At 65.3% G+C, this 23,575-nt stretch carries 19 protein-coding genes; 12 read left to right on the top strand and 7 right to left on the bottom strand.

Annotated features, from left to right (window positions below; translation table 11 throughout):
• The first annotated feature begins 10 nt into the window (after positions 1-10).
• The 9 genes from manD (at position 11) to ABD050_RS18535 (ending at position 10,326) form a co-directional block, all read left to right on the top strand.
• On the top strand, positions 11-1,222 hold the full coding sequence (gene manD / locus ABD050_RS18575) for a D-mannonate dehydratase ManD (protein WP_343890985.1): 1,212 nt from the start codon (positions 11-13) through the stop codon (positions 1,220-1,222).
• Complete coding sequence (locus ABD050_RS18570) at positions 1,222-2,577, top strand: MFS transporter (protein WP_343890984.1); 1,356 nt, start codon at positions 1,222-1,224, stop codon at positions 2,575-2,577. The genes manD and ABD050_RS18570 overlap by 1 nt, the downstream gene beginning before the upstream one ends.
• Positions 2,574-3,986, top strand: a complete 1,413-nt coding sequence (uxaC, locus tag ABD050_RS18565; RefSeq protein ID WP_343890983.1) for a glucuronate isomerase — start codon at positions 2,574-2,576, stop codon at positions 3,984-3,986. The genes ABD050_RS18570 and uxaC overlap by 4 nt, the downstream gene beginning before the upstream one ends.
• Positions 3,987-4,254: 268 nt before the next feature.
• Positions 4,255-5,724 carry a mannitol dehydrogenase family protein gene (locus tag ABD050_RS18560; RefSeq protein WP_343891021.1) on the top strand — a complete coding sequence of 490 codons (1,470 nt, stop codon included), beginning with the start codon at positions 4,255-4,257 and terminating at the stop codon, positions 5,722-5,724.
• Entirely contained in the window at positions 5,721-5,915 is a 195-nt protein-coding gene (locus tag ABD050_RS18555) for a hypothetical protein (RefSeq protein WP_343890982.1), read from the top strand. Before ABD050_RS18560 ends, ABD050_RS18555 begins: the two co-directional genes overlap by 4 nt.
• Before the next feature lie 24 nt (positions 5,916-5,939).
• Complete coding sequence (locus ABD050_RS18550) at positions 5,940-7,178, top strand: SGNH/GDSL hydrolase family protein (RefSeq protein WP_343890981.1); 1,239 nt, start codon at positions 5,940-5,942, stop codon at positions 7,176-7,178.
• Positions 7,175-8,107 carry a polysaccharide deacetylase family protein gene (locus tag ABD050_RS18545; protein WP_343890980.1) on the top strand — a complete coding sequence of 311 codons (933 nt, stop codon included), beginning with the start codon at positions 7,175-7,177 and terminating at the stop codon, positions 8,105-8,107. Before ABD050_RS18550 ends, ABD050_RS18545 begins: the two co-directional genes overlap by 4 nt.
• Positions 8,108-8,216: 109 nt before the next feature.
• On the top strand, positions 8,217-9,785 hold the full coding sequence (locus ABD050_RS18540; protein ID WP_343890979.1) for an aldehyde dehydrogenase (NADP(+)): 1,569 nt from the start codon (positions 8,217-8,219) through the stop codon (positions 9,783-9,785).
• Between the two features lies 1 nt (position 9,786).
• Positions 9,787-10,326 (top strand): NADPH-dependent FMN reductase, encoded by a 540-nt coding sequence (locus ABD050_RS18535; protein ID WP_343890978.1) that lies wholly within the window; start codon positions 9,787-9,789, stop codon positions 10,324-10,326.
• Positions 10,327-10,709: 383 nt separating this feature from the next.
• Here the strand turns inward: ABD050_RS18535 and ABD050_RS18530 are convergent, their stop codons facing one another.
• The 4 genes from ABD050_RS18530 to ABD050_RS18515 all read right to left on the bottom strand — a co-directional run bounded on the left by ABD050_RS18530 (position 10,710) and on the right by ABD050_RS18515 (position 15,503).
• Positions 10,710-13,217 carry an ABC transporter permease gene (locus ABD050_RS18530; protein WP_343890977.1) on the bottom strand — a complete coding sequence of 836 codons (2,508 nt, stop codon included), beginning with the start codon at positions 13,215-13,217 and terminating at the stop codon, positions 10,710-10,712.
• 27 nt (positions 13,218-13,244) lie between these two features.
• Positions 13,245-13,925: an ABC transporter ATP-binding protein gene (locus tag ABD050_RS18525; RefSeq protein WP_343890976.1), complete on the bottom strand. Its 681-nt coding sequence runs from the start codon at positions 13,923-13,925 to the stop codon at positions 13,245-13,247.
• A 2-nt stretch (positions 13,926-13,927) separates the two neighbouring features.
• Positions 13,928-15,244, bottom strand: a complete 1,317-nt coding sequence (locus ABD050_RS18520) for an efflux RND transporter periplasmic adaptor subunit (RefSeq protein ID WP_343890975.1) — start codon at positions 15,242-15,244, stop codon at positions 13,928-13,930.
• 130 nt (positions 15,245-15,374) lie between these two features.
• Positions 15,375-15,503 carry a hypothetical protein gene (locus ABD050_RS18515; RefSeq protein WP_343890974.1) on the bottom strand — a complete coding sequence of 43 codons (129 nt, stop codon included), beginning with the start codon at positions 15,501-15,503 and terminating at the stop codon, positions 15,375-15,377.
• Positions 15,504-15,661: 158 nt separating this feature from the next.
• Here ABD050_RS18515 and ABD050_RS18510 point away from each other — a divergent pair, with 158 nt between their 5' ends.
• The 3 genes from ABD050_RS18510 (at position 15,662) to ABD050_RS18500 (ending at position 18,945) form a co-directional block, all read left to right on the top strand.
• The gene (locus ABD050_RS18510) at positions 15,662-17,059 is read left to right on the top strand and encodes a sigma-54-dependent transcriptional regulator (RefSeq protein WP_343890973.1); all 1,398 of its coding nucleotides are present in this window, start codon (positions 15,662-15,664) and stop codon (positions 17,057-17,059) included.
• The gene (locus tag ABD050_RS18505) at positions 17,049-18,362 is read left to right on the top strand and encodes a sensor histidine kinase (protein ID WP_343890972.1); all 1,314 of its coding nucleotides are present in this window, start codon (positions 17,049-17,051) and stop codon (positions 18,360-18,362) included. Before ABD050_RS18510 ends, ABD050_RS18505 begins: the two co-directional genes overlap by 11 nt.
• A 232-nt stretch (positions 18,363-18,594) precedes the next feature.
• Entirely contained in the window at positions 18,595-18,945 is a 351-nt protein-coding gene (locus tag ABD050_RS18500) for a hypothetical protein (RefSeq protein ID WP_343890971.1), read from the top strand.
• On the opposite strand, the gene ABD050_RS18495 is transcribed toward ABD050_RS18500, so the two are convergent.
• The 3 genes from ABD050_RS18495 to ABD050_RS18485 all read right to left on the bottom strand — a co-directional run bounded on the left by ABD050_RS18495 (position 18,936) and on the right by ABD050_RS18485 (position 23,296).
• A complete protein-coding gene (locus ABD050_RS18495) occupies positions 18,936-19,556 on the bottom strand; it encodes a response regulator transcription factor (protein ID WP_343890970.1) in 621 nt (206 codons plus the stop codon). The genes ABD050_RS18500 and ABD050_RS18495 overlap by 10 nt on opposite strands.
• Positions 19,553-22,087, bottom strand: a complete 2,535-nt coding sequence (locus ABD050_RS18490; protein WP_343890969.1) for a PAS domain S-box protein — start codon at positions 22,085-22,087, stop codon at positions 19,553-19,555. The genes ABD050_RS18495 and ABD050_RS18490 overlap by 4 nt, the downstream gene beginning before the upstream one ends.
• Positions 22,088-22,639: 552 nt before the next feature.
• A complete protein-coding gene (locus ABD050_RS18485) occupies positions 22,640-23,296 on the bottom strand; it encodes a division/cell wall cluster transcriptional repressor MraZ (protein ID WP_343890968.1) in 657 nt (218 codons plus the stop codon).
• Between the last annotated feature and the right edge of the window lie 279 nt (positions 23,297-23,575).

Below are 23,575 nucleotides of genomic sequence, written 5' to 3'. Positions count from 1 at the left end.
GGAAGCATCAATGCCCAAGATCACCAACGCCCGCGTCATCGTCACCTGCCCGGGGCGCAATTTCGTGACGCTGAAGATCGAGACCGACAAGGGCGTTTACGGCCTCGGCGACGCAACGCTCAACGGCCGCGAGCTGTCGGTTGCCTCCTATCTCCAGGACCATGTCGTGCCCTGCCTGATCGGCCGCGACGCGCACCGGATCGAGGATATCTGGCAATATCTCTACAAGGGCGCGTACTGGCGGCGCGGGCCGGTGACGATGTCGGCGATCGCCGCGGTCGACACGGCGCTCTGGGACATCAAGGGCAAGATCGCGGGGCTGCCGCTCTATCAGCTGCTCGGCGGCGCGAGCCGCGAGGGCGTGATGGTCTATGGTCATGCCAACGGCAAGACGGTCGACGAGACGATCGACAATGCGCTCCATTATCAATCCCAGGGCTACAAGGCGATCCGCCTGCAATCCGGCGTGCCCGGCCTGGCTTCGACTTATGGCGTGTCGAAGGACCGCTATTTCTACGAACCCGCCGATGCCGATCTGCCGACCGAGAATCTCTGGTCGAGCGAGAAATATCTCCGCTCGGTGCCCGAGCTGTTCGAAAAGGCGCGCGAGGCGCTCGGCTGGGACGTGCACCTTCTCCATGACATCCATCACCGCCTGACGCCGATCGAGGCCGGGCGGCTCGGCAAGGACCTCGAGCCCTTCCGCCCCTTCTGGCTCGAGGATGCGACCCCGGCCGAGAACCAGGCCAATTTCCGCCTGATCCGCCAGCACACGACGACGCCGCTCGCGGTCGGCGAGATCTTCAACTCGATCTGGGACTGCAAGCAGCTCATCGAGGAGCAACTGATCGACTATATCCGCGCGACCGTGGTCCATGCCGGCGGCATCACCCATTTGCGCCGGATCGCGAGCTTTGCCGACATGCACAATGTCCGCACCGGCTGTCACGGCGCGACCGATCTGTCGCCGGTCTGCATGGCGGCAGCGCTGCATTTCGACCTGTCGGTGCCGAATTTCGGGGTGCAGGAATATATGCGCCACACCGAGGAGACCGACGCCGTCTTCCCCCATGCCTATCGCTTCGAAGACGGCATGATGCACCCGGGCGACAAACCCGGCCTCGGTGTCGACATCGACGAGGCGCTGGCTGCGACCCATGAATATCGACGCGCCTATCTTCCGGTGAACCGCCTTGAAGACGGCACGATGACCAACTGGTGATGGCAAACGCAATGCCCGCTGCGCGCGCCGGGGCGCCACCCCTTCCCAAACCCACGGGCAAGGTCCGCTGGATCGTGTGCGGTCTGCTCTTCGCCGCCGTCGTCCTCAGCTATATCGACCGCCTCGTCCTGTCAGTCCTCAAGCCCGATCTCGCCGCGCAATATCACTGGACCGAGGGCGGCTATGCCGATCTCGCGGTCGCCTTCCAGCTCACCTACGGCGTCGCCTATGTCGTCTTCGGCCGGCTGGTCGACCGGGTCGGCGCGAAGATCGGCTATGCCGTCGCGGTCACCCTGTGGACGATCGGGCATGTCTCCCACATCTTCTTCACCACCACGACCGGCATGATGATCGCCCGGCTGACCCTGGCATTCGGCGAGGCGGGCACCTTCCCCTCGGCGCTCGCCGCCGCAAACGAATGGTTCCCGAAGCGCGAGCGGGCATTCGCGATCGGCATCTTCAACGCCGGCTCCAATATCGGCGCGATCGTCACCCCGCTGCTCGTGCCGATCATCACCATTGCGTTCGGCTGGCGCTGGGCCTTCATCCTGACTGGCCTGCTGACCGTCCTGTGGCTGATCGCCTGGCTCGGCTTCTATCGTCGCCCGTCCGAGCATCCGCGGGTCTCGCCGACCGAGCTGGCGTTCATCGAATCGGATCCGCCCCAGCCCGACCAGCTTCGCGTGAAGCGCTCGTTCGCCCAGGGCATGGTCGCGCTGTTCCGGGATTACCGCACGCTGTTCCGTCACCGTCAGACCTGGGCCTATATGGCCGGGCGTTTCCTGATCGACCCGGTCTGGTGGACCTTCCTGTTCTGGCTGCCCGATTTCTTCAACAAGCAATATCATGTGAAGATGCTCGAATTCGGCCCCGCCCTGGTCGCGGTCTATCTGCTCGCCGATATCGGTTCGGTTGCCGGCGGCTGGATCTCGTCGCGCCTGATCAGCCGGGGCCGGAGCATCAACCGCTCGCGCAAGACGGCGATGTTCGTGATGGCCCTGTGCGCGCTGCCGATCGCCTTCGCGACTCACGCGCCGAACATGTGGGTCGCGGCCGGGCTGATCGGCCTTGCCTGTGCCGGGCACCAGGGCTTCTCGGCCAATGTCTATACCATCCCGGGCGACCTGTTCCCGCGCTGGCGGGCCGGCTCGGTGATCGGTCTCGGCGGGTTGGCGGGCGCTCTCGGCGGCGCCATGATGGCGAAATATGCCGGCTATATCCTGGCGACGGTGGGCAGCTTCCAGCCGATCTTCATCCTTGCCGCCTGCTCTTATCTGCTCGCCCTGCTGGTCGTGCACCTGATCGTGCCGCGCTGGCAGCCCGCGACGCTTGCCCATGACGAAGGGTCCCAATGACGATTCTGACGCTCCATCCCGACCGCCTGTTTCCCGCCGAGCCGACGACTCGGGGCATTGCCCGCGCGCTCTATGCCGGCGTGAAGGATCTGCCGATCATTTCCCCGCACGGCCATACCGATCCGTCCTGGTTCGCTTATGACCAGCCCTTTGCCGATCCAGCGCAATTGCTGATCGTGCCCGATCATTATGTCTTCCGCATGCTCTACAGCCAGGGCGTGAAGCTGGAGACGCTCGGCATCCCGACCGAGGATGGCAGCGCGACCGCGACCGATGGCCGCGCGATCTGGCGGATCTTCGCGGAGAACTATCATCTGTTCCGCGGCACGCCGTCGCGGATGTGGCTCGACTGGGTGTTCGCCGAAGGCTTCGGCATCGACGTGCGGCTCGAAGCCGAGACCGCCGATCATTATTATGACCTGATCGACGCCGCGCTGAAGACGCCGGCCTTCCGCCCGCGCGCGCTGTTCGATCGCTTCGGGATCGAAGCGATCGCCACCACTGAAAGCCCGCTCGACCCGCTTGACCATCACCGCGCGATCCGCGCGAGCGGGTGGACGGGCCGGGTGATGACCGCCTATCGGCCCGATCCGGTGATGGACCCCGAGGCCGCCGGCTTTCTCGACAATATCGCGCGGTTCGGCGAGACGGCCGGCGAGGATGTGTCGACCTTCGCCGGCTATCTGCGCGCCCACCGCTTCCACCGCGCGCGCTTCCGCGAGGCGGGGGCGACCTCGACTGATCACGGCCATCCCAGCGCCTTCACCGCCGACCTGCCGCGCGCCGAGGCCGAGGCGCTGTACGAAACGGTCCGCTCGGGCAAGGCCAGCGCCGCCGAGGCCGAACTGTTCCGCGGCCAGATGCTGACCGAGATGGCGCGCATGTCGATCGAGGACGGCATGGTGATGCAGCTTCACCCCGGCGCGTTCCGCAGCCACAATCCATCGGTGCTGGCGCGCTTCGGTCGCGACAAGGGCGCTGACATCCCGATGCCGAGCGAGTTCGTCCGCAATCTGAAGCCGCTGCTCGATGCCTATGGCAATGATCCGCGGCTGACGCTGATTCTCTTCACCCTCGACGAGGACACCTATAGCCGCGAGCTTGCGCCGCTGGCCGGCCATTATCCCGCGCTCCGGCTCGGGCCGCCCTGGTGGTTCCATGATTCGCCCGAGGGCATGCGCCGCTTCCGCCAGCGCGCCACCGAGACGGCGGGCTTCTACAACACGGTCGGCTTCAACGACGACACTCGCGCCTTCCTGTCGATCCCGGCGCGACACGATGTCGCGCGGCGGATGGATTGCGGCTTCCTCGCCCAGCTCGTGGCCGAGCACCGGCTCGAGGAGGACGAAGCGCACGAGGTTGCGCGGGCGCTTGCCTATGATCTGGCCAAGGCGGCGTACAAGCTGTGATCGCGCGCTCTTCCTTTCCTCTTTCTTCCCGAGCGAAGGAACGCCTGATCGAATCGTCGCGGAACGCTGCTTTCCCCCTCTCCCGGCGGGATAGGGAAGGGGCCCGCCGCAAAGCGGCGGGAAGGGTGAGGGTGACCAGCCTGATCGTCTCTCACTCAACCTCACCCCGCGCTGCTGCGCAGCTTGCCCCTCTCCTGAGAGGAGAGGGGGAGAAGGGCGCCAGCGCTATAGGCGGATCCGGTAGGGCCTTCGCCGGGGAAGAAAAATGATGGACCGCCTGTCGACCTCAACGATCGGTTCGCTTCCCGAAAGCGTCACCGTCCCCTCCTACGACCGCGCCGCCGTCAAACCCGGCGTCGTCCATCTCGGCATCGGCGCCTTCCACCGCGCGCACCAGGCTGCAGTCTTCGAGGCGGCGCTCGAATCGGGCGACCTCCGCTGGGGCATCACCGGCGCATCGCTGCGTTCCGCCGGCGTGCGCGACGAGATGAACCCGCAGGACGGGCTCTACACCCTGGTCACCCGCGACGGATCGGGCGACAGCCTCAAGGTAATGGGCGTGGTACGCGAGGTGCTGGTCGCGCCGGAAAATCCGGAAAGACTGGTCGAGCGGCTGGCCGACCCCGACGTCCATATCGTCACGCTGACCGTGACCGAGAAAGGCTACAAGCTCGATCCGGCGACCGGCGCGCTGCTCGTCGACGACCCCGACGTTGCCCATGATTGCAGTGACCTGAGCGCCCCGAAGACCGCACCCGGCTTTCTCGTGGCGGCCCTTTCCGCGCGCCGCGACCTCGGCCTGCCGCCCTTCACCGCGATTTCGTGCGACAATCTGCCCCATAATGGCCGGCGCCTCGAGCAGGCGGTGCTCGCCATTGCCCGCGCCCACAGCGATGCGCTGGCGGCATGGATCGAGCAAAAAGGCGCCTTTCCGGAAACGATGGTCGATCGAATCGTCCCGGCGACCACCCCGGCCGACATCGCCGGGCTTGAGGAAAGGCTCGGCGTCACCGACCGGGCGATGGTCAAGGCCGAGCCCTTCCTGCAATGGGTGATCGAGGATCGCTTCTGCGGGCCGCGCCCGGATTTCGAAGCACTCGGCGTCCAGATCACCGCGTCGGTCGCGCCGTGGGAAGAAGCCAAGCTGCGCATGCTCAACGGCGCCCATTCAGGGATCGCCTATCTCGGCGGGCTTGCCGGAATCGACTTCGTGCATGAGGTCGTCGCGATCCCTGCCTTCGCCCGTTTCGTCGAGGCGCTGTGGGACGAGGCGGAGGCGACTCTCTCGCCGCCGCCAGGGCTCGATGTCGCTGGGTATCGGACCGCCCTGATGGCACGCTTCGCCAATCCGGCGCTCCAGCACCGCACCCGCCAGATCGCGATGGACGGCTCGCAGAAGCTGCCGCAGCGCCTGCTCGCACCGATCGCGGCGCGGCGGGCGAAGGGGCTCGACGTCGATGCGCTTGCGCTCGCGGTCGCCGCCTGGATGCGCTGGCAAGGCGGACGAGACGATGCCGGCAATGCCCATGTCGTCGACGATCCGCTCGCCGCGCTCACTGCCTCGCGGCTGCAGGGCCTCAGCGACCCGGAGGCACAGGTCGATGCGCTGCTGTCGATCGATGCGATCTTCCCGCCGGCGCTTGCCGCTGATGATGGGGTGCGCGGCGCCCTGGTCCGTCATCTGACATCGCTTGCCGCGCATGGCGCGGGCGCCACGGTGGAGGCGTTTTCAACATGAAGCTCAGCCGGCGCGACATGATCGGTGCGGGCGCTGCGGCGCTCCTTCTTCCGGGCGCGGCCTTGGCCGCATCGCCTGGCCTCGACGCCATCGCCCGGGGCCGCGGCCTCCGCTTCGGTTCGACGCTCGGTGTAAGGACGCGCTTTGCCGATCAGCGTTATCGCGCGCTGGCGGCCGCCCCGAAACGCTGATTTTCCGCCTGAGGAGAGCTGTCGATGATCCTGTACAAGCGCGTGATCGCCCTCACGGCCCTGTGCTGCATTGCTGTGGCCGGATCGGCCGCGCCCGCGCCCCGCGATACCTGGGTGCGGAGCTGGGCATCGTCGCAGCAGATCCCCGAGGATCGCAACACCCTGCCCGATGCCGACCTGACCGACGCCACGCTCCGCCAGATCGTCCGGGTCAGCGTCGGCGGGCCGCGCCTCAGGGTGATGGTTTCCAACGCCTTCGGTACGGCGCCCCTGCGAATCGACGCGGCGCATATCGCGCTGTCGGCGGCGCGCGATACCGCGCGGATCAAGCCGGCCAGCGACCATGCGCTGACCTTTGACGGCCAGGCCGGGGTGACGATCCCGGCGGGGGCGAGCTACCTGTCTGATCCGGTTGCCTTCCCGGTCCCCGCGCTCACCAGCCTGGCGGTGACGATCCATCTGCCCGACGCCCCCAAAGGCCAGACCAGCCACCCAGGTTCCCGCGCAACCTCCTGGTATGTCCATGGCAATCAGGTCGCGGCGCCTGACCTGGCCGATGCGAAGAAGGTCGAGCACTGGTTCGAGCTTGCCGGTGTCGAGGTTGCTGCCCCGGCAGGCGCGCGCGCCGTCGTGACGCTCGGCGATTCGATCACTGACGGCCACGGCGCCACCACCAATGGCGACGATCGCTGGCCTGACCGCCTCGCTGACCGGCTCCAGGCGTCGCCAGCGACGCGCAATGTCGCGGTGCTCAATCACGGCATCGGCGGCGGGCGGCTGCTGCTCGACGGGCTCGGCCCCAATGCGCTCGCCCGGTTCGATCGCGACGTGATCGCGCAGACCGGCGTGCGCTACCTGATCATCCTCGAAGGCGTGAACGATCTCGGCACCTTCACCCGCGAGGCGCTGCAAAGTGCGGACGCGCATGCCCGCCTCGTCGCCCGGATCATCGGCTCGTACCGGCAGATGGTCGCACGCGCGCGCGGCAGTGGGATCAAGGCGATCGGTGCGACGATCCTGCCTTATGGCGGATCGGAATATTATCACCCCGATGCAGCCAATGAGGCCGATCGCCAGGCGATCAACCGCTGGATTCGCACCCCCGGCAATTTCGATGCGGTGGTTGATTTCGACGCCGTCACGCGCGATCCGGCCAATCCGATGAGGATGAAAGCGATGTATGATTCGGGCGATCACCTTCATCCCTCGGCGGCGGGGTATCGCGCCATGGCGGATGCGATCCCGCTGGAGCTGTTCCGGTGAGGGGCGCGGTTGCTCTCGCGCTGATCGCTTTGCTCGCCGCGCCGGCCGCGGCGCGCGAGGCGAAGCCGGTGATCGTGCTCACGTTCGACGATCTGCCCGCGCACAGCGCGCTGCCGCCTGACACGACCCGGGTCGAGATCGCGCAAAAGGCGATCAAGGCGTTCAGGGACGCACGCGTCGGCAAAGTCTATGGCTTCGTCAACGGCAACCAGACCATCCCCGAGCCGGCCTCGGCGCCGGTGCTCGATCTGTGGCGGGCGGCCGGGCTTCCGCTCGGCAATCATGGCTGGTCGCATCTCAACCTCAACCAGGTCAGCGTCGCCGACTATCTCGCTGATATCGACCACACCGAGGCCCTGATCGCGCCGCTGATGAAGGGCGCCGACTTTCACTGGTTCCGCTATCCCTTCCTCGCCGAGGGGGATGATCCGGCGAAGCGCATGGAAGTCCGCAAGGCGCTTGCCGCGCGCGGCTATCGCATCGCTCAGGTCACGATGAGCTTTGGCGATTATATGTGGAACGAGCCCTATGCGCGCTGCGTCGCGGCGGGGGACAAGGCGGCGATTGCGACGCTCGAGACCAGCTATCTCAGGGCTGCCGCCGAGACCGCCGCCGCAACCCGCAAGGATGCCCGGGCGCTGTACGGCCATGACATTCCCTATGTGCTGTTGATGCATCTCGGCGCGCTCGACGCGCGCATGCTGCCCCGGCTGCTCGCGCAATATCGCAGCGAGGGGTTCGAGTTCGGCACGTTGGCTGAGGCGGAGTCCGATCCGGTCTTTGCGGCCGACGTGAATCCGTCGCTGCCGCCCGCTCCGCCGAAATGGCAGCAGATGCAGGCGAAGGGGCTCGCGCCCACGCCGGTCGAGAATGTTTCGAAAATGCTCGATTCCTTGTGCCGTCCCCCTTCGAACCCGGTGCCACAATAACTATCTTCACAGCCACGGTAGCGCTAACAGCGCCTCAGATTTTCAATTGCCGCGTTTTTTCGAGCCATGGTTCCGGCCAGGGCGAAAACGCTTCAGGGAGACCATGACCATGACGATCAACGGCGAATTGCTCATCGGCGCGCGCGCGGTGCGCGGAACATCGGGCGAGATTCGCGCGATCAACGCCGACAGCGGCGAAACGATGGAGCCGAGCTTCGGCGGCGCGACGCTCGAGGATCTCGACGCTGCCTGCGCGCTCGCCGATGCCGCCTTCGACACCTATCGCGAGACGTCGCCCGAGCTGCGCGCGACTTTCCTCGAGACGATCGCCGCCAACATCATGGCGATCGGCGACGAACTGGTCGAGCGCGCCATGGCCGAGACCGGCCTGCCGCGCGGCCGGATCGAGGGCGAGCGCGGGCGCACCTGCGGCCAGCTCAAATTGTTCGCCGGCGTCGTCCGCGCCGGCCGCTATCTCGATGTGCGGATCGATCCTGCGCAGCCCGATCGCCAGCCGGCGCCGCGGCCCGATCTGCGCCTGCGCAACATAGCGCTCGGCCCGGTCGCTGTGTTCGGCGCCTCCAACTTCCCGCTCGCCTTCTCGGTTGCCGGCGGTGACACGGCCTCTGCGCTTGCCGCCGGCTGCCCGGTCGTCGCCAAGGCGCACAGCGCGCATCCCGGCACCTCGGAGCTGGTCGGCCGCGCCGTCCAGAAGGCGGTCGCTGATTGCGGCCTGCCCGAGGGCGTCTTCTCGCTGCTGTTCGATTCGGGCCGCTCGATCGGCCAGGGGCTGGTCGCTGACCGACGGATCAAGGCAGCGGGCTTCACCGGTTCGCGCGGCGGCGGCACGGCGCTGATGAAGATCGCGCAGGACCGCCCGGAGCCGATCCCGGTCTATGCCGAGATGAGCTCGATCAACCCGGTCATCCTCTTCCCGGGCGCGCTCGTCGCCAAGGCCGAGGCGACCGCCAAGGCATTTGTCGGCTCGCTCACCCTGGGCGCAGGGCAGTTCTGCACCAATCCCGGCCTGGTGCTCGGTATCGAGGGCGACGACCTCGACACCTTTATCGGCACGGCGGCGGCGGCGCTCGGCGACATGCCGGCGGCGACGATGCTCACCCCGGGCATCGCCAAGGCCTATCGTACCGGCGTCGAGGCGATCGGCGCGCATGATGCCGTCGAGACAGTGGCGCGGGGCAAGCCGGGGCATAATTGCCAGGGCCAGGCCGGTCTGTTCGTGACCACCGCAGCTGATTTCCTCGCCCATCACGAGCTTCAGGACGAGATTTTCGGCGCTGCCTCCTTGGTCGTGCGCTGCCCCGATCTCGCGACAATTGCCGACGTGGTCGATCATCTCGAAGGCCAGCTCACCGCCGCTATCCATATCGTCGAGGGTGATTATCCCGAGGCGCGCAAGCTGATCCCGCATCTCGAACGCAAGGTCGGCCGGATCCTCGTCAACGGCTTTGGCACCGGGGTCGAGGTCGCCCATGCGATGGTCCATGGCGGGCCGTACCCGTCGACCGCGGACGGCCGCTCGACCTCGGTCGGCAGCCTCGCGATCAATCGCTTCCTGCGCCCGGTATCCTATCAGGATCTGCCTGACGATCTCCTCCCCGACGCGTTGAAGCAGGCCAATCCGCTCGGCATCGAGCGGCTCGTCGACGGCGAGCGCTGATATGCAACTGGTCGGCATTTCGGGGAGTCTTCGCCGGCATTCCTATAATGCCGGCCTGTTGCGAGCGGCGCAGGCGGCGATGCCGGCGGGGGCTGAGCTCGCGATCCATTCGATCCACGCGTTTCCGCTCTACAATGCCGATATCGAAGCCGAGGGCATCCCGGCGCCGGTCACTGTCGTCAAGGACGCGATCGCTGCCGCCGATGGCCTGCTGATGGTCACGCCCGAGTATAACAATGGCGTGCCCGGCGTGTTCAAGAACGCGATCGACTGGCTGTCGCGCCCGGGCTCGGACATCCAGCGCGTGTTCGGCGGCAAGCCGGTCGCGATGATCGGCGCGTCGCCGGGCAATTTCGGCACGATCCTCTCGCAAAATGCCTGGCTCCCGACGCTGCGGACGCTTGGTGCCGAGCTGTGGACCGGCGGCCGGCTGATGGTCTCGAAGGCCAGCGAGGCGTTCGATGCGGAGGGCAACCTCACTGACGAGGCGGTGCGGGCGAAGCTGGGGCATTTCCTCGAAGGGTTCGTCGCGTCGATCTGACCCGCGCGCTACCCTCGATTCAACATGACGACAGGCCCTGCCAGGGTGGGACCGGACGGAACGCTTCCCCCCGAGCGCTCCGTCCTGCTCTTTCTCAGCGTGAATCAGGTGAACGATCGGGGCTGGCTGATAGCTGGCTGTTACCTGGCTGTTACCTGGCTGTTATTGGATAACAGCCAGCCCGGTTGCAAACGCCTGACATCAGGCTGAAAATCCTGGTGCGGGCTCCAACATAACAGCCAGCAAAATAAATATTCGCGATTATCAGCCAGGATCAGCCAGCTTTTTGCGATTCCGGCGACGCGACTCGCGCCTCGACAGCGGTGACGCCAGTCACCGGATGCTCCGGCGGGCCGAGGGAAATGGGCCCGCCGTGACTCCTCTCATTCGTAACGCAGCGCGCGGATCGGGCTGGTGCGCGCGACCCGCCAGGCATGGGCCGATATCGTCACGATCGCGATCAGCATCGCAAGCAGCCCGGCCGACAGGAACGGCGCCGGCGTAAGGCTGATCCGGCTGTCGAAGCCGTTGAGCCAGCCGCGCATCACCCACCAGGCGATCGGCCAGGCGATCAGGTTGGCGATCAGCACCGGCCGGCTGAACTGCCAGACAAGCAGCCTGAGGATATCGCGGGTCCGCGCGCCGAGCACCTTGCGGATGCCGATCTCCTTCGTGCGCCGCTCGGCGGTGAAGGCGGCGAGCCCGAACAGGCCGAGGCATCCGATCACCACAGCGAGGATGGCGAACATCCCGAACAGTTCGGCCCGCGCTTCGTCGGCATTGTAGAGGTCGCGGACGACGTCATCGACGAACTTGGCCGAGAACGGGATATCGGGAACCTGATGCTTCCAGATCGTCTCGATCCGGTCATAGACTGCCTTGGGCGCGGCGCCCTGGAAACGCACCGCCATGTTGAAATAGCTGTTGGTCTGATAGAAATAGAAGATCGGCTGGAGCGGATCACGGGCCGAGCGAAAGCGGGCATCGCTGACGATGCCGATCACGCTCGCCGGCACCTGGCCATATTCGGGCTGCGTCAGGCCGATCATGATCATCTTGCCCATTGCGCTTTGCGGGTCGACGAAACCGAGCCGCCGCGCCGCGTCCTCGCTCAGGATGACGTTCACGCCGCGCTGGACCAGCGCACGTTCGGCCTCGGGGACGGTCGGCTGGGGGGTGGTCGCGTCGTCGCGGGGCTGGTTTTCCGAAAAGGTGCGGCCGGCAATCAGGCGCATGCCCATCGCCTTGAAGAAATCGGGGTCGGCGCCATAGGCGCCGAGCGCGACCGGATTGGAACTGCCGGGCAGGTTGGCGGTGGTGACCGAGTTGTTGCCGGGGTCAACCGAGATGGTCGAGCGCGCGACTGCGGTGACCCCCGGCACGCGCCGGATCTCCTCCATTAGCGAGCGCGCAACCCGCTCCACCTGCGGCCGGCTGATATTGCCGATCTGGATCAGCCCGTCGCGCCGGTAGCCGGCGTCGCTGGTTCGCGCATAGACGGTCTGGGCGTAGACGATCGCCGTGCAGATGATCAGCCCGATCGAGACAGCGAACTGGCCGACGACCAGGATGTTGCGCAGCCGCCCCGAGCCTTCGGCATCGGCGGCTGACTTGTTGGCCTTGAGCACGCGTGCGGGCTCGAAGCGCGACAGGACCAGCGCCGGATAGACGCCGCCGGCCAGGCCGACGACCAGGGTCAGGCCGATCACCGGCAGAATCAGCCCGTCGAGCGCGAAATAATGCAGCGCGATATCGGCTTTCAGGAAGGCATTGAGGGCGGGCAGGGTGAGCTCGACCAGCGCCAGCGCGACCAGCATCGCGATCCCGGCGAGCAGGATCGATTCGCCGATGAACTGGGTGATGAGCTGCCGCCGCGTCGCGCCGAGCACCTTGCGCAGCGCCACCTCGCGAGCGCGCTGCGTCGCGCGGGCGGTGGCCAGGTTGGTGAAGTTCACGCACGCCATGCCGAGGATCAGCAGCGCGATGATCGCGAAGGTGATGATCGTGCCGCGATCATTGCCCGCCCGCATCCCCGCCATCTGCGCCTCGCCGAGATGGATGTCGCGGATATTGGTCAGCTTCCAGTCCTGATTGTCGCCGGCATTGGTCTTGCGGGTGCCGTCATCCTCGTCGGGGATGTTGCGCTTCTCCCAGGCAGGGAGCGCAGCGTTGATCGCGTTCACATCCGTGCCGGGGCGGAGGCGGACGAAATAATAGCCGCCCTGGTTGTTCCAGCTGGTGAGCATGGCGGGAACCTTCGCGAAAAAGCTCTGCGGATCGAACCGCGCGACCATGTTCATCGCCAGCGACGTGTTCTTGGGCAGGTCGCGATAGACGCCGGTGACGCGGTAATCGGTCATCAGGTCGCCAGCGGCCAGGGTTACCGTCCTGCCGATCGGATTGCCGGTGCCGAACAGCTTCTTCGCCTCGGTTTCGTTGAGCGCAAGCGAATGCGGATCGTCGAGCGCATGAGCCGGATCGCCATAGATGAACGGCACCTGCAGAAGGGTGAAAAGCGGCCCGTCCGAGAACAGGCCGTTCTCGATCGTGGAGGGCTGGCCATCCTTGAGGACGACTGCATTGCTGCTCTTGACGTAGATCGCCTGTTCGACCTGCGGGAAATCCTTCTTGAGCGCGGCGCCTGCGGCGAAGCTCGTCACCTGCAGCTTCATCTCCTCGCCGCCTTCCTTGGTGGCGTGGTAGAAATCCTGCAGCTCGAAGGTGCGGTCGGCATCGGGCAGCCAGCCGTCATAGCTGAACTCGTAGCGGACGAAGCCGAGGATCAGCAGGCACGCGGCGATGCCGAGCGCAAGGCCGGCGATGTTGATCGCTGCATAGGCCCGGTTCTTGGCGAGAGCGCGGACGCCGACGGTCATGTAATTGCGCCACATAGCTGGTCTCCTCGGGATATACAGGCGTCAGGCGGCGCGGCGGTGCTGTTGCAGGATGCGGCCGTCGAGCATGTTGACGACCCGGCCGGCGTAATCGGCATGCGCCGGCGAGTGGGTGACCATCACGATCGTCGAGCCCTCGGCGTTGAGTTGCTGGAGCATGCGCATCACCTCCTCGCCATGGTTGGTGTCGAGGTTGCCGGTCGGCTCGTCGGCGAGGATCAGCTTCGGCTCGGCGACCAGCGCGCGGGCGACGGCCACGCGCTGCTGCTGACCGCCCGAAAGCTGGCTTGGCCGGTGGCGGGCGCGGTGCGCGATGCCGACCCGGTCCATCACCACATCGGTGCGGCGCTTGCGTTCGGCGGCGGGCACATTGTGATAGAGCAGGGCAAGCTCGACATTCTCGCGTACCGACAATTCGTCGACCAGATTGAAGCTCTGGAAGATGAAGCCGATATTCGCCTTGCGGAATTCGGCGAGCCGGTTCTCGCTCAGCCCGGCGACCTCGGTGCCGTTGAACACATAGGAGCCGTTCGACGGGCTATCGAGCATGCCCATCAGGTTGAGCAGGGTCGATTTGCCGCAGCCCGACGGGCCCATCACCGCGACGAACTCGCCGTCAGCGATATCGAGGTCGATCGCATCGAGCGCGGTCGTCTCGATCGTGTCGGTGCGGTAGACCCGCGAAAGCGCGCGCATCTCGAGCATGTTCATTCCTTTGCTGTGAGGTCGAGCCGGTCCTTGTCGGCGAAACCGGTATAGGGAGAGGTGATGACCCGCTCGCCGGGGTCGAGCCCTTCGAGCACTTCGATCGAATCCGGGTTGCGGCGCCCGAGCCTGACCATCCGCTTCACTGCGCTCTTGCCGTCGGGCGAGACGACGAACACCCAGTTGCCGCCGGTCTCGTTGTAGAAGGCGCCGGCCGGGATCAGCCGGGCAGGGGCGGGATCGCCAAGGGTGAGCTTGGCCTGGAGGGTCTGGCCGCGCTGGATATTGACTGGCTCGGCACCGGTGAATTGCAGGTCGACCTGGAACTGGCCGTTCTGGACCTGGGGATAGATCTTGGTGACCTTGGCCGCATAGAGCTTGCCGCCCCAGTCGACGCGCGCCTTCTGGCCGAGCTGGACCCGGCCGAGATAGAATTCGTCGACGCCCGCCATCAGCTTGTTGCGGCCGGGTGAGTCGATCTGGCCGATCCGCTCGCCGCGCTGGAGCGACTGGCCGATCTGGATCGAGAAGCCGGAAAGCTGGCCGGCGACCGGTGCGCGCAAATTGAGCGCATCGAGATTGGCGCGGGCGAGTTCGAGGCTCGACTGCATCGACGCAGCGGAGGCACGCTGCTGGGCGAGCTGGCTTGCCTGGAGCCGCTCGTCGGTCGCCTGGCTGCGGCGGACGACGGCGATGCGCTGCTGCTCATATTGATATTCGTCGCGGGTATCGTTGAACTGCTTGCCCGACACGAAGCCGCGCTGCGCGAGCGGCGCTTCGAGGTCGTACTGGCGCTTCGCCTTTGCGGCGGCGAGGCCGGCATCGAGCACCGCGCGCTCGTTGGAAAGCCGGGTCTGGGCCAGCGCCAGTTCCTGGCTGCGCATATTGTTGATCTGCTGCTCGACCTCGGTCTGGCGCGCGAGCGTCGAGAGCTGGAGCTCGGCATTCGAGAGCACCACGATCGGCTGGCCCTTGGCGAGCATCGTGCCATCCTCGGCGATCACCTTCTCGACCCGGCCACCTTCGATCGCATCGAGATAGACGGTGAGGAGGGGGGTGACGCGGGCGCGAAGCGGGATGAAATCCTCGAAGGTCCCGGTGCGGACCTGCGAGATCGTCAGCCGGTCGGCGGCGACGGTCTGCGATCCGGCGCGCGGCGCGAAAAACCAGAAAACGAGCAGGATGGCGACCAGGCCGGCGACGCCGAGCGCGATCTTCGTGCGTCGCGACAGGCGGCGCGTCTCCACGGTGCGGTCCATCCCGCTGCCGGTGACGGGGCGATCGCCCGTTTCCTCGCCTTTCATTGATACGACGCTCATCGGCATTCCCCTGATCGGGGTCGGCTCAGCAAGCCGCGTGCCAGTCCAGGCGCGGGGGCCATTCATCGACATGACGCCTCTGACTGTCCGGTTCCGGACACGTGCGTTCGGAACCGGACGCGGATTTGCCTCATGCGGCGAGACCGGGAACGAAGGCAGCTGCGTTCGCGAGCGGGGTCGTCGCGGCGATAGTCAGGCAGATCATCGCGGCAAAGGCGCCGATGACACTGACGAATTGAGTCTTCCAGGTGCGGTTCATGACATGGTTCCTTTCTGTGCCGGTTGGCAATGTCCGGTTCAGCATGGCGCATGCCAAATGGAGAAATCGGCGGATTTGCGGGGTGTTCGTCGAATCCTGCCAGACTGGCACGGAAATTGACTGTCCGATTCCGCACGCTGAATGTACGGGAGCGGTCAATGGGGAAAACGGCTGAGTTCGACCTGTGTGTCGTGGTTGACGACGATGAGGATATCCTCACCGCCGCGCGGCTGTTGCTGCGCAGCCAGTTCACTGAGATCGTCACGGCGCGCGCGCCCGACGAGGCGATTGCGGCGATCGCCGGGCGATCAGCCGACGTCGTTCTGCTCGACGCCAATTTCGCGCGCGGCGCGACCGATGCGGCTGAGGGCCTTGCCTGGCTCGACCGGCTGCTCGCGATTGACCCGGAGCTGATCGTGGTGATGATCACCGCGCATGCGGGGGTGAATGTCGCGGTCGAGGCAATGAAGCGCGGCGCGACCGATTTCGTCTCCAAGCCCTGGTCGAACGAACGGCTGGTGGCGACGGTCAGGACGGCCGCGTCGCTGCGCCGCTCGCGCCGCGCGGTCGCGGTCGAGAAAGCGCGGGTGGTTGCGATCACTGATCCGGCGCCGGGCGCCAATACGCCGCTGATCGGCAGGTCGGCCGCCATGGCCCGAGTGCATTCCCTGATCGCGCGCGCTGCACCGACCGAGGCGAATGTGCTGGTGCTTGGCGAAAATGGCACCGGGAAGGAGATCGTCGCGCGCGCGCTCCACGCCCAGTCGCTCCGTGCGCGCCAGCCGATGCTGACCGTCGATCTCGGCGCGATCGCGACCGAGCTGATCGATTCCGAGCTCTTCGGCCACGTGAAGGGTGCCTTTACTGATGCCCGGGCCGATCGCATTGGCCGGATCCAGGCGGCCGATGGCGGCACCCTGTTCCTCGACGAGATCGGCAATCTGCCGCTTCATCTCCAGCCCAAATTGCTGACCGTGCTCGAGCAGCGCCAGGTCACCCCGGTCGGTGCCAACCGTCCGATCCCGGTCGATATCCGGGTGATCGCGGCGACCAACATGACGCCCCAGACGATGCGCGACGATCGCCATTTCCGGCAGGACCTGTTGTTCCGGCTCAACACCGTCGAGATCGAGCTGCCGCCTTTGCGCGATCGCCGCGAGGATGTTGCTGCGCTGGTCGACCACTTTCTCGATCATTATGCGCGGCGCTACAACCGGCGAGCACCGGTGTTGAGCACGGGCGCCCGCGCGGCACTCAGCGCGCATGACTGGCCCGGCAATGTCCGCGCGTTGCGCCACGCCATCGAGCGCGCGGTGATCCTCGCCGGCGACGCGCCGCTCGAGGCTGAGGATTTTCCGCTCGGCACAGTGACGCCGCGGGTCGCGCCCGAGGCAGTGGTCGCGCCGGTCGCTACCGAATTCAATCTCGAACGTGTCGAGCGCCGGCTCGTCGAGGAAGCGCTGAAGAAGCACGGCTACAACATCTCGATGGCAGCGACCGAGCTCGGCCTGTCGCGGGCAGCGCTCTATCGGCGGATGGAGAAGCATGGGCTTTGACCGGCGCTTCACCCTGGTGCTGGCGGCCTGGATCGCAGCGCTGTTCGTGGCGCTCGTCGGCTTTATCTGGTCGCTGGAGACAGACGGGCTGGCCGCAGCGCGGATCCTTGCCGGGCTGATCGTCGGTGCCATGGGCGCAGGGTTGTGGCGGCACATCGACCGGACCAATCGCACTATTGCGCGCTTCATCGAGGCGCTCGGCCATGGCGATTTCGCCGCCCGGTTCGACGGGCACGGCGGCGCGGGCTTCGCTGCGCTGGGCGATGCGTTCAACGGCGCGATGCGCGGGCTCCAGGCGGAGCGCGACCGTTCGGCGCGCGAGCTGCGCTATCTCGAGGCGCTGGTCGACGACGTGCCGGTCGCTCTGCTGACGGTCGATGCGGCGCACGGCGTCGCCCCCGCCAACAAGGCCGCGCGACGCCTGTTCAACCGCCATGACGGCGTGCGGCCAGAGGATTTCGCCGTCTACGGCGCAACCCTCGCCGCGCGGCTCGGCGGCGAGGGCGAGGCGCATCAGGAAGTGCTGATCCTGCGCATGCCCGGCGGCCCGCAACGTGCAATCGTGCGCTCGGCTTCGCTCGAACGGCTTGGCCTGCATATCCGTGCGGTGACGGTCGAGCCGGTCCAGGGCGCGCTCGACACGATCGAGATGGCGGCGCAGACCGATCTGGTTCGCGTGCTGACCCATGAGATCCTCAATTCGCTCACCCCGGTCACCTCGCTTGCGGACACCGCAGCGACGCTGCTCGACGCCGAACCGCCCGACGTGCCGGATGCACGGATCGCAGTGACCACGCTGGCCCGCCGCGCCGAGGGGTTGCGCCACTTCATCGACAGCTATCGTGCCGTATCGCACGCGCCGGTGCTGCGGCGGCGTCGTTTCGCCGTGGCGCCGTTTGCGGACGAACTCGCGAAGCTGTTCGCAGCCGAATGGCCGGCGGTGCCGCTGACGCTCGAGGCCCAGCATGACCTTGCCCTCGATGCCGATCCCGACCTGCTCGCGCAGGTGTTGATCAATCTCCTGCGCAATGCCGCCCAGGCTGCGTTGCGCGGCACCTCGGACGCTTGGGTGCGGCTCGGCTTCACCAATGTGGGCGGGCATCTCTGGATCGAGGTCGAGGACAGCGGTGCGGGCGTTCCCGCCAATCTGCGCCGCGACATCTTCCTGCCTTTCTTCACCACGCGCGCTGAAGGCACCGGCGTAGGTCTCAACCTCGCGCGACAGGTGGTGGTCGCGCACGGTGGCTCGATCGACATTGTCGACGGCGATGCGGGCGGCGCCTTGTTCAGGATCATTCTGTAGCGCGGGTCGCCATTGCGGGTTCCTCGACGGGGCGGGCGGTCGGAATCGCTGCCGGCACCGATATTGCGGAAACTACATAGGATGAGCGCAACCGTGCGATAAGCAGTGTATGCGATCCTTCACTGGTCTCGAATCACGATCCAGAACCGTCTACGTGTTTCCCCGGAGCAGACGGATGAACCTGGTCCAATAGCCTTTTCGCGGGGAAGTTCTGCACATCGGGATCGGCTTCATGGCCTCACGGGAATTGCTCGTCTTGATCGCGCGGGACACCGGGTTGCGGAGCGCGCTGATCGCGCGGCTGTCGCTCGCCGGGGAAAGCGTCGTGACGCTCGACGGCGATCCGGGGGATCCGGTGCTCGACCGGATCGCGCCGCCGCCGAAAATTCTCATCGTCGATTCGGAATCGCTCGGCGATTCGCTTCAACTGCTGCTCGACAGTCGAAAATGGGTGCGCATCATCATCCTGGCTGACCGGGCGGAAGAGATCGTCCTGGATCGCGTGTGCGCGGTCGATCGCCGTGAAGCGCTCTCCGCCGTCGGGCATGCGTTGATGCGCCAGCGCCTCCTCGTTCAGGCGTGAGGAATCAACCCTGCTGCAAAGGCAATGCGAAGCGCCTCGGGCAGGCTTCGCACGCCAAGCTTGGCCATCAGGTTCGCCCGATAAATCTCGACGGTGCGCGGGCTGATATCGAGCTCATAGGCAATCACCTTGTTGGCTTTTCCTTCAATCAACCCCATCAATACGTCGCGCTCACGTGGAGAAAGCCCGCTGACCTTGGCCATGGCCTGCTCGGCCTGCGCGGTGGATGCGCCGGCCTCCGCTAGCCGTGAAAAAGCGGCCTCGATGACCTGGAGCAGCGTTTCGGCTTCATAGGGCTTTTCCAGGAAATCAAGGGCGCCGACCTTCATCGCCGCCACGGCCACCCCGACATTGCCCTTGCCGGTCAGGACGACTGACGCGAATTTCTTCGGATCGGTCCGACCGAGCGCCTCCAGGACGTCAATGCCGTTTGAACCCGGCATGTGAAAATCGAGCAGCAAGACACCCGGATCGAGCGCACCGGCATCGTCGAGAAATGCGTCGCCGCTGCGGAAACTCCGGATGGCGAGGTTCGATTGCACCGACAACAGGCTGTGAAGCGATGCCCGCACCGCGTCGTCGTCATCGACCAGATAGATATTACGCATCATGCGCCGATCTCCCCAAAAGTGGGCAAGGTGAAACGAAATACCGCTCCCCGGCCATGTCGATTCTCCGCAACAAGCGACCCGCCATGGGCCTCGACGATGCGCACCGAGATCGAAAGGCCCACTCCCATCGCAGTACCGCCCTTGCTCGTGGCGAAGCGCGAACAGAGATTTTTGCTCAACGCATCGGGCAGGCCCGGCCCGCTGTCGGTCACCGAAATCTCGACCATGTCGCCCTCGACCGGCCGCGAGGCGATGACGATCTCCCGCGTACTCCGCGGCTGGTCGCGCATCGCTTCGACGGCATTTCGGAGCAGATTGACGATCACCTGCTGCACCTGGATGCGATCGGCAAAGATCATGTCGGCCGCCGGGTCCAGACGATAGGAGAGCCTGACATCGTAGCGGGCGGTCCCGAACAGGACCAGTGCGACCGCTTCGCGCACCACGAGGCCAAGCGATTCGGGGCGCAACTCGCTGTCGCGTTTCGTGAGGAAGTCACGCAGCCGCCTGACGATCTGGCCCGAGCGTAATGTCTGCTCCTCGCCCATCCGCAACAGATCGGCGACCTGGGCGCCATTCTCGCCCCGCTCGATCAGCATCCGCGCAGCGGCGAGGAAATTGGCCGCCGCGCTGAGCGGCTGGTTCAATTCATGGGCAAGATCGGCGGCAAGTTCGCTCATTGCGCTCTGGCGGCCGATATGGGCGAGTTCGGCGTTGAGTTCGTTGAGCCGCTGCTCCGCCGCCAGTCGATCGGAAACGTCGCGGATCACGCCGGTAAAGATGCGCTCTTCGCCCAACCGCGCTTCGCCGACATTCATCTCGATCGGGAACAGAGATCCGTCAGCGCGGCGCGCTGTCAGTTCGCGCGTACTGCCGATCGCGTGTCGCTCGCCCGTCACCAGATAGCGAGCGATCGAGTCGTCATGCGCCGCCGCGACGGCATCCGGCATCAGCAGTTTGATATTGCAGCCGATCGCGGCGTCGCTGTCGATGCCGAACATCCTCTCCGCCGCCGCGCTGAAACTGCGGATCATCCCGGCTTCGTCGATGACGATGGTCGCGTCCGGCACGGTGTCGATGATCGACCTCAATTGCTGCGCGGCCTCGCGCTCCTTGCGTTCAGTGACGTCGATATTGGCGGCGATGACTGTGGTGAGGGTACCCGCTGAATCATAGAGGCATCGCGCTGATCCCTCGATTGTGCGCATCACGCCGTTTGCGCCGCGGAAGCGATACTGAAAGCTGATCCGCTTATCATGGTTGGCGGCTGCGCGGGCCACACTGGCCATGATTCCCTGTGTATCTGCCGGTTCGATCAGCGCCTCCCATTGCGCGAACGTGGCAAGGCTGCCGGGGGTGAGGCCAAGCCGCTGCTCCGATCCCGGCGACCATTCGAGCCGGCCGCTCGCAATATCCCAGTGCGATACACCGAGCTGTTGGGCCTCAGCGGCTATCGCCAGCCGCGCCTCGCTCTCCCGCAGCGCGGTTTCGGCACGCACCCGGTCCGAAATGTCGAGCATCTTGACCACAAGCAGTGGTTCGCGATCCGCCCGGTCAAGAACATGGGTCCGCTCGAGCACGCTGATCTCGGCCTGATCGCGTCGAGTTTCGACAAGCTCCCGCTCGGTCGAGCCTGACGGAGATGGCCGGTCACCGTCGCCGCCCTGCGCCCAACGTGAATGCAGCAGATCATCCTTCTTGCGACCGATCGCTTCTGCTGCGGACCAGCCGTAAAGCTGTTCGCAGCCACGCGACCAATGGGTGATCTCGCCGTCCGGCTTGGTCAGGGCGATCGCGGCAACATCGAGCGCGGTTGTGATTTCCCTGAGCGCGGCCTGCTGGTTCGCGAGGCGATCGACCGACACCCATATCAGCAAGCCGATGATCGTGACATTGGCGAGCGCCGCCAGCAGGTCGCTTTCCGGATAGACGATCGATTCCGGCGTCGCGCCCCAGCGTGCGATGACTGTCGGCAAGATCGGCAACGCGATGACCACCGGCAGGAGCAGCCAGACCACGGGCTTTCGCACTGGTCGGTTCGCCAGCAGCGCTATCCATCCGGCGCGGTGTCGCCACAGGAGGAACGCCATCGAGAGTGTGATGGTGGTCAGGCTGCCGGGAAGCGGCCCGATGAAAAACCGCAACGCCTTTTCATGACTAGGCGTGACAAGCAGCAACAAGGCAACCGAGGCCAAGCCGAAGCAGAACGCGGTCGAGGCGAACAAGGTCGCCAACTCGGTCGCCGCGTGGCTTCTGCGCGCGGCAGTGAGCAGCGCCAGCCCGAGCAGGCCAAGGGTCACGATCGAGTTTACCTCAGGGCGCCCCGGGTTTCCGGCGGGTAGCAGACTGACCTGATCGGCGAACAGAAGCGTGTCGATGCCGAGAGAGATGCGGACCAAGCCTTCGGCCAGAGCGCAGACGGCGATGAGCAAGGGAATAGCCAGAAGAAAAGGCGCCAATCGGGGCAGCAGGATCGTCGCACCAAATCCGATGACGAGGAAGAAATATGCCACCGCCGTCAACGGCCACATCGGGTATCCGCTAATGCCGAACGTTCTGAGCGCCGCTGTGTCGAACCACCATCCGGCAAAACACAAGATGCTGAACAGACCGGCCATTGCGATAAGGCCGAAAACGATTTTCTGTTCCGACCTTTGATCGTTCACGCTCGCCCGCCTGATGCTGCGCGCAATCTGCCCCGCTCTCCCAAGGGCAAAACGCGCGTTTCAAGAACGGACGATAACAGACTTGAAACAGAACGCCAAAAGATCATGGAGAGGAGGTAAAGGAGAGAATATAACCGGAATGAAGGTTTGACGGCTGGCCCGGCTATGGCCGTTTATAGAAATGCCTTTCGTGGGCCATTTCTGACATATGCTGGATCGAATCGAGAGTCGTTTGGATTCTATTAGATTCAGATTTTCAGTATTATTTCGTTTCGATGGGAAGGACGATGAAGATAATCACATAATTTCCAGTATAACGTGACGGCGGTTATGTATAGAAAATCGTAAATCAAGGAGGGGTCCGGCCATTTTTCGAGTCGGCGGAGCATCAGACCGTGCTTACTGAATTGATTTATATCAGTACTCCTCCAGACGACGCGAAATCCCCTGGGGACGGTCTTCCAGTTGGTCGTTTGCGGTTCCACCGATCGGATCATGTCGCGGCCGCATCGCCGGCATATGCTGAAGGCGAAGCCCTGATTGTGCTGCACGTACGGCGCAGCGGCGTGATTCAGCAGAGTGCAGAGAAGGGTCATGGCGTTCCTCGTCAACGATGCGAAGCTTGAGGTGGAAGGTTGCGAGCGCGATGAGGTCGGCGTCGGCACTTTCCAGCACGAGATCGAGATCCCAGATCTCAAAGCGCTGCCCGGTCGCAACCAGCATCGCTGAACTGCCAATCTGCCCGGATTGTCGCATCGGCGGCGCCAACGTGATCATGCCGTCCGGCGTGAGTACGATCTGCTCGACCAGCCCGAAGGCGCGGCGCAGGCGTGAATAATGCGCCTCGGGCTTTGCGCCCAGGAAGGATGTCCGGCGTGTCTCTAGATCCCATTGCTGCTGGGCTGCGAAGATTCGGTCATAGACGACGAGGCAAGGCGATTCTTCATGCATTCCGACCAGCAGCCTGCCGTCCGGGGATCGAGCCAGTGCGGTTTCGCGGAAGCTGCGCGGCAGGAGGATTTCGCCACCGCCTGTCACTTCACAAATGGCGCTTCCGATGAAGAGTTCGTCCATTTTCCCGAGTCCCCGATTGCCGATCGGTCATGGTTAAAGACTCGTGATGGTCAGGGCGTAGTGCGTAAAACTACAGTGTCGTGATGACCCTTATCGGGGATTCTGCGTAGTATGGACGCCTTCCTGGTCTCCTCGATATTCTGACTGAGCATCGGGAGCGCTATTCGCGCGGGCCCGGCTCAGATCGCACTCTGCACGTCCGGGCCCGAGAATCCCTTATACCAAGTCCCATTAGTCAGAACTCCTTAGCCCAGCCGCGCATGCCGATGGACATGATGC

This window comes from Sphingomonas oligophenolica (assembly GCF_039522915.1).
Lineage (GTDB): Bacteria > Pseudomonadota > Alphaproteobacteria > Sphingomonadales > Sphingomonadaceae > Sphingomonas > Sphingomonas oligophenolica.
The sequence above is the reverse complement of the archived record's forward strand: the minus strand, read 5'-3'. Positions and strand labels throughout refer to the sequence as shown.

What these genes read in the sequence shown, in the direction of transcription:
- ABD050_RS18530 (WP_343890977.1), bottom strand. Translation starts at nt 13,217, where the DNA reads ATGTGGCGCAATTACATGACCGTCGGCGTCCGCGCTCTCGCCAAGAAC.
- uxaC (WP_343890983.1), top strand. Translation starts at nt 2,574, where the DNA reads ATGACGATTCTGACGCTCCATCCCGACCGCCTGTTTCCCGCCGAGCCG.
- ABD050_RS18570 (WP_343890984.1), top strand. Translation starts at nt 1,222, where the DNA reads ATGGCAAACGCAATGCCCGCTGCGCGCGCCGGGGCGCCACCCCTTCCC.
- ABD050_RS18550 (WP_343890981.1), top strand. Translation starts at nt 5,940, where the DNA reads ATGATCCTGTACAAGCGCGTGATCGCCCTCACGGCCCTGTGCTGCATT.
- ABD050_RS18495 (WP_343890970.1), bottom strand. Translation starts at nt 19,556, where the DNA reads ATGATGCGTAATATCTATCTGGTCGATGACGACGACGCGGTGCGGGCA.
- ABD050_RS18540 (WP_343890979.1), top strand. Translation starts at nt 8,217, where the DNA reads ATGACGATCAACGGCGAATTGCTCATCGGCGCGCGCGCGGTGCGCGGA.
- ABD050_RS18490 (WP_343890969.1), bottom strand. Translation starts at nt 22,087, where the DNA reads ATGTGGCCGTTGACGGCGGTGGCATATTTCTTCCTCGTCATCGGATTT.
- ABD050_RS18535 (WP_343890978.1), top strand. Translation starts at nt 9,787, where the DNA reads ATGCAACTGGTCGGCATTTCGGGGAGTCTTCGCCGGCATTCCTATAAT.
- ABD050_RS18555 (WP_343890982.1), top strand. Translation starts at nt 5,721, where the DNA reads ATGAAGCTCAGCCGGCGCGACATGATCGGTGCGGGCGCTGCGGCGCTC.
- ABD050_RS18505 (WP_343890972.1), top strand. Translation starts at nt 17,049, where the DNA reads ATGGGCTTTGACCGGCGCTTCACCCTGGTGCTGGCGGCCTGGATCGCA.
- ABD050_RS18510 (WP_343890973.1), top strand. Translation starts at nt 15,662, where the DNA reads ATGGGGAAAACGGCTGAGTTCGACCTGTGTGTCGTGGTTGACGACGAT.
- manD (WP_343890985.1), top strand. Translation starts at nt 11, where the DNA reads ATGCCCAAGATCACCAACGCCCGCGTCATCGTCACCTGCCCGGGGCGC.
- ABD050_RS18500 (WP_343890971.1), top strand. Translation starts at nt 18,595, where the DNA reads ATGGCCTCACGGGAATTGCTCGTCTTGATCGCGCGGGACACCGGGTTG.
- ABD050_RS18525 (WP_343890976.1), bottom strand. Translation starts at nt 13,925, where the DNA reads ATGCTCGAGATGCGCGCGCTTTCGCGGGTCTACCGCACCGACACGATC.
- ABD050_RS18485 (WP_343890968.1), bottom strand. Translation starts at nt 23,296, where the DNA reads ATGGACGAACTCTTCATCGGAAGCGCCATTTGTGAAGTGACAGGCGGT.
- ABD050_RS18520 (WP_343890975.1), bottom strand. Translation starts at nt 15,244, where the DNA reads ATGAGCGTCGTATCAATGAAAGGCGAGGAAACGGGCGATCGCCCCGTC.
- ABD050_RS18560 (WP_343891021.1), top strand. Translation starts at nt 4,255, where the DNA reads ATGGACCGCCTGTCGACCTCAACGATCGGTTCGCTTCCCGAAAGCGTC.
- ABD050_RS18515 (WP_343890974.1), bottom strand. Translation starts at nt 15,503, where the DNA reads ATGAACCGCACCTGGAAGACTCAATTCGTCAGTGTCATCGGCGCCTTT.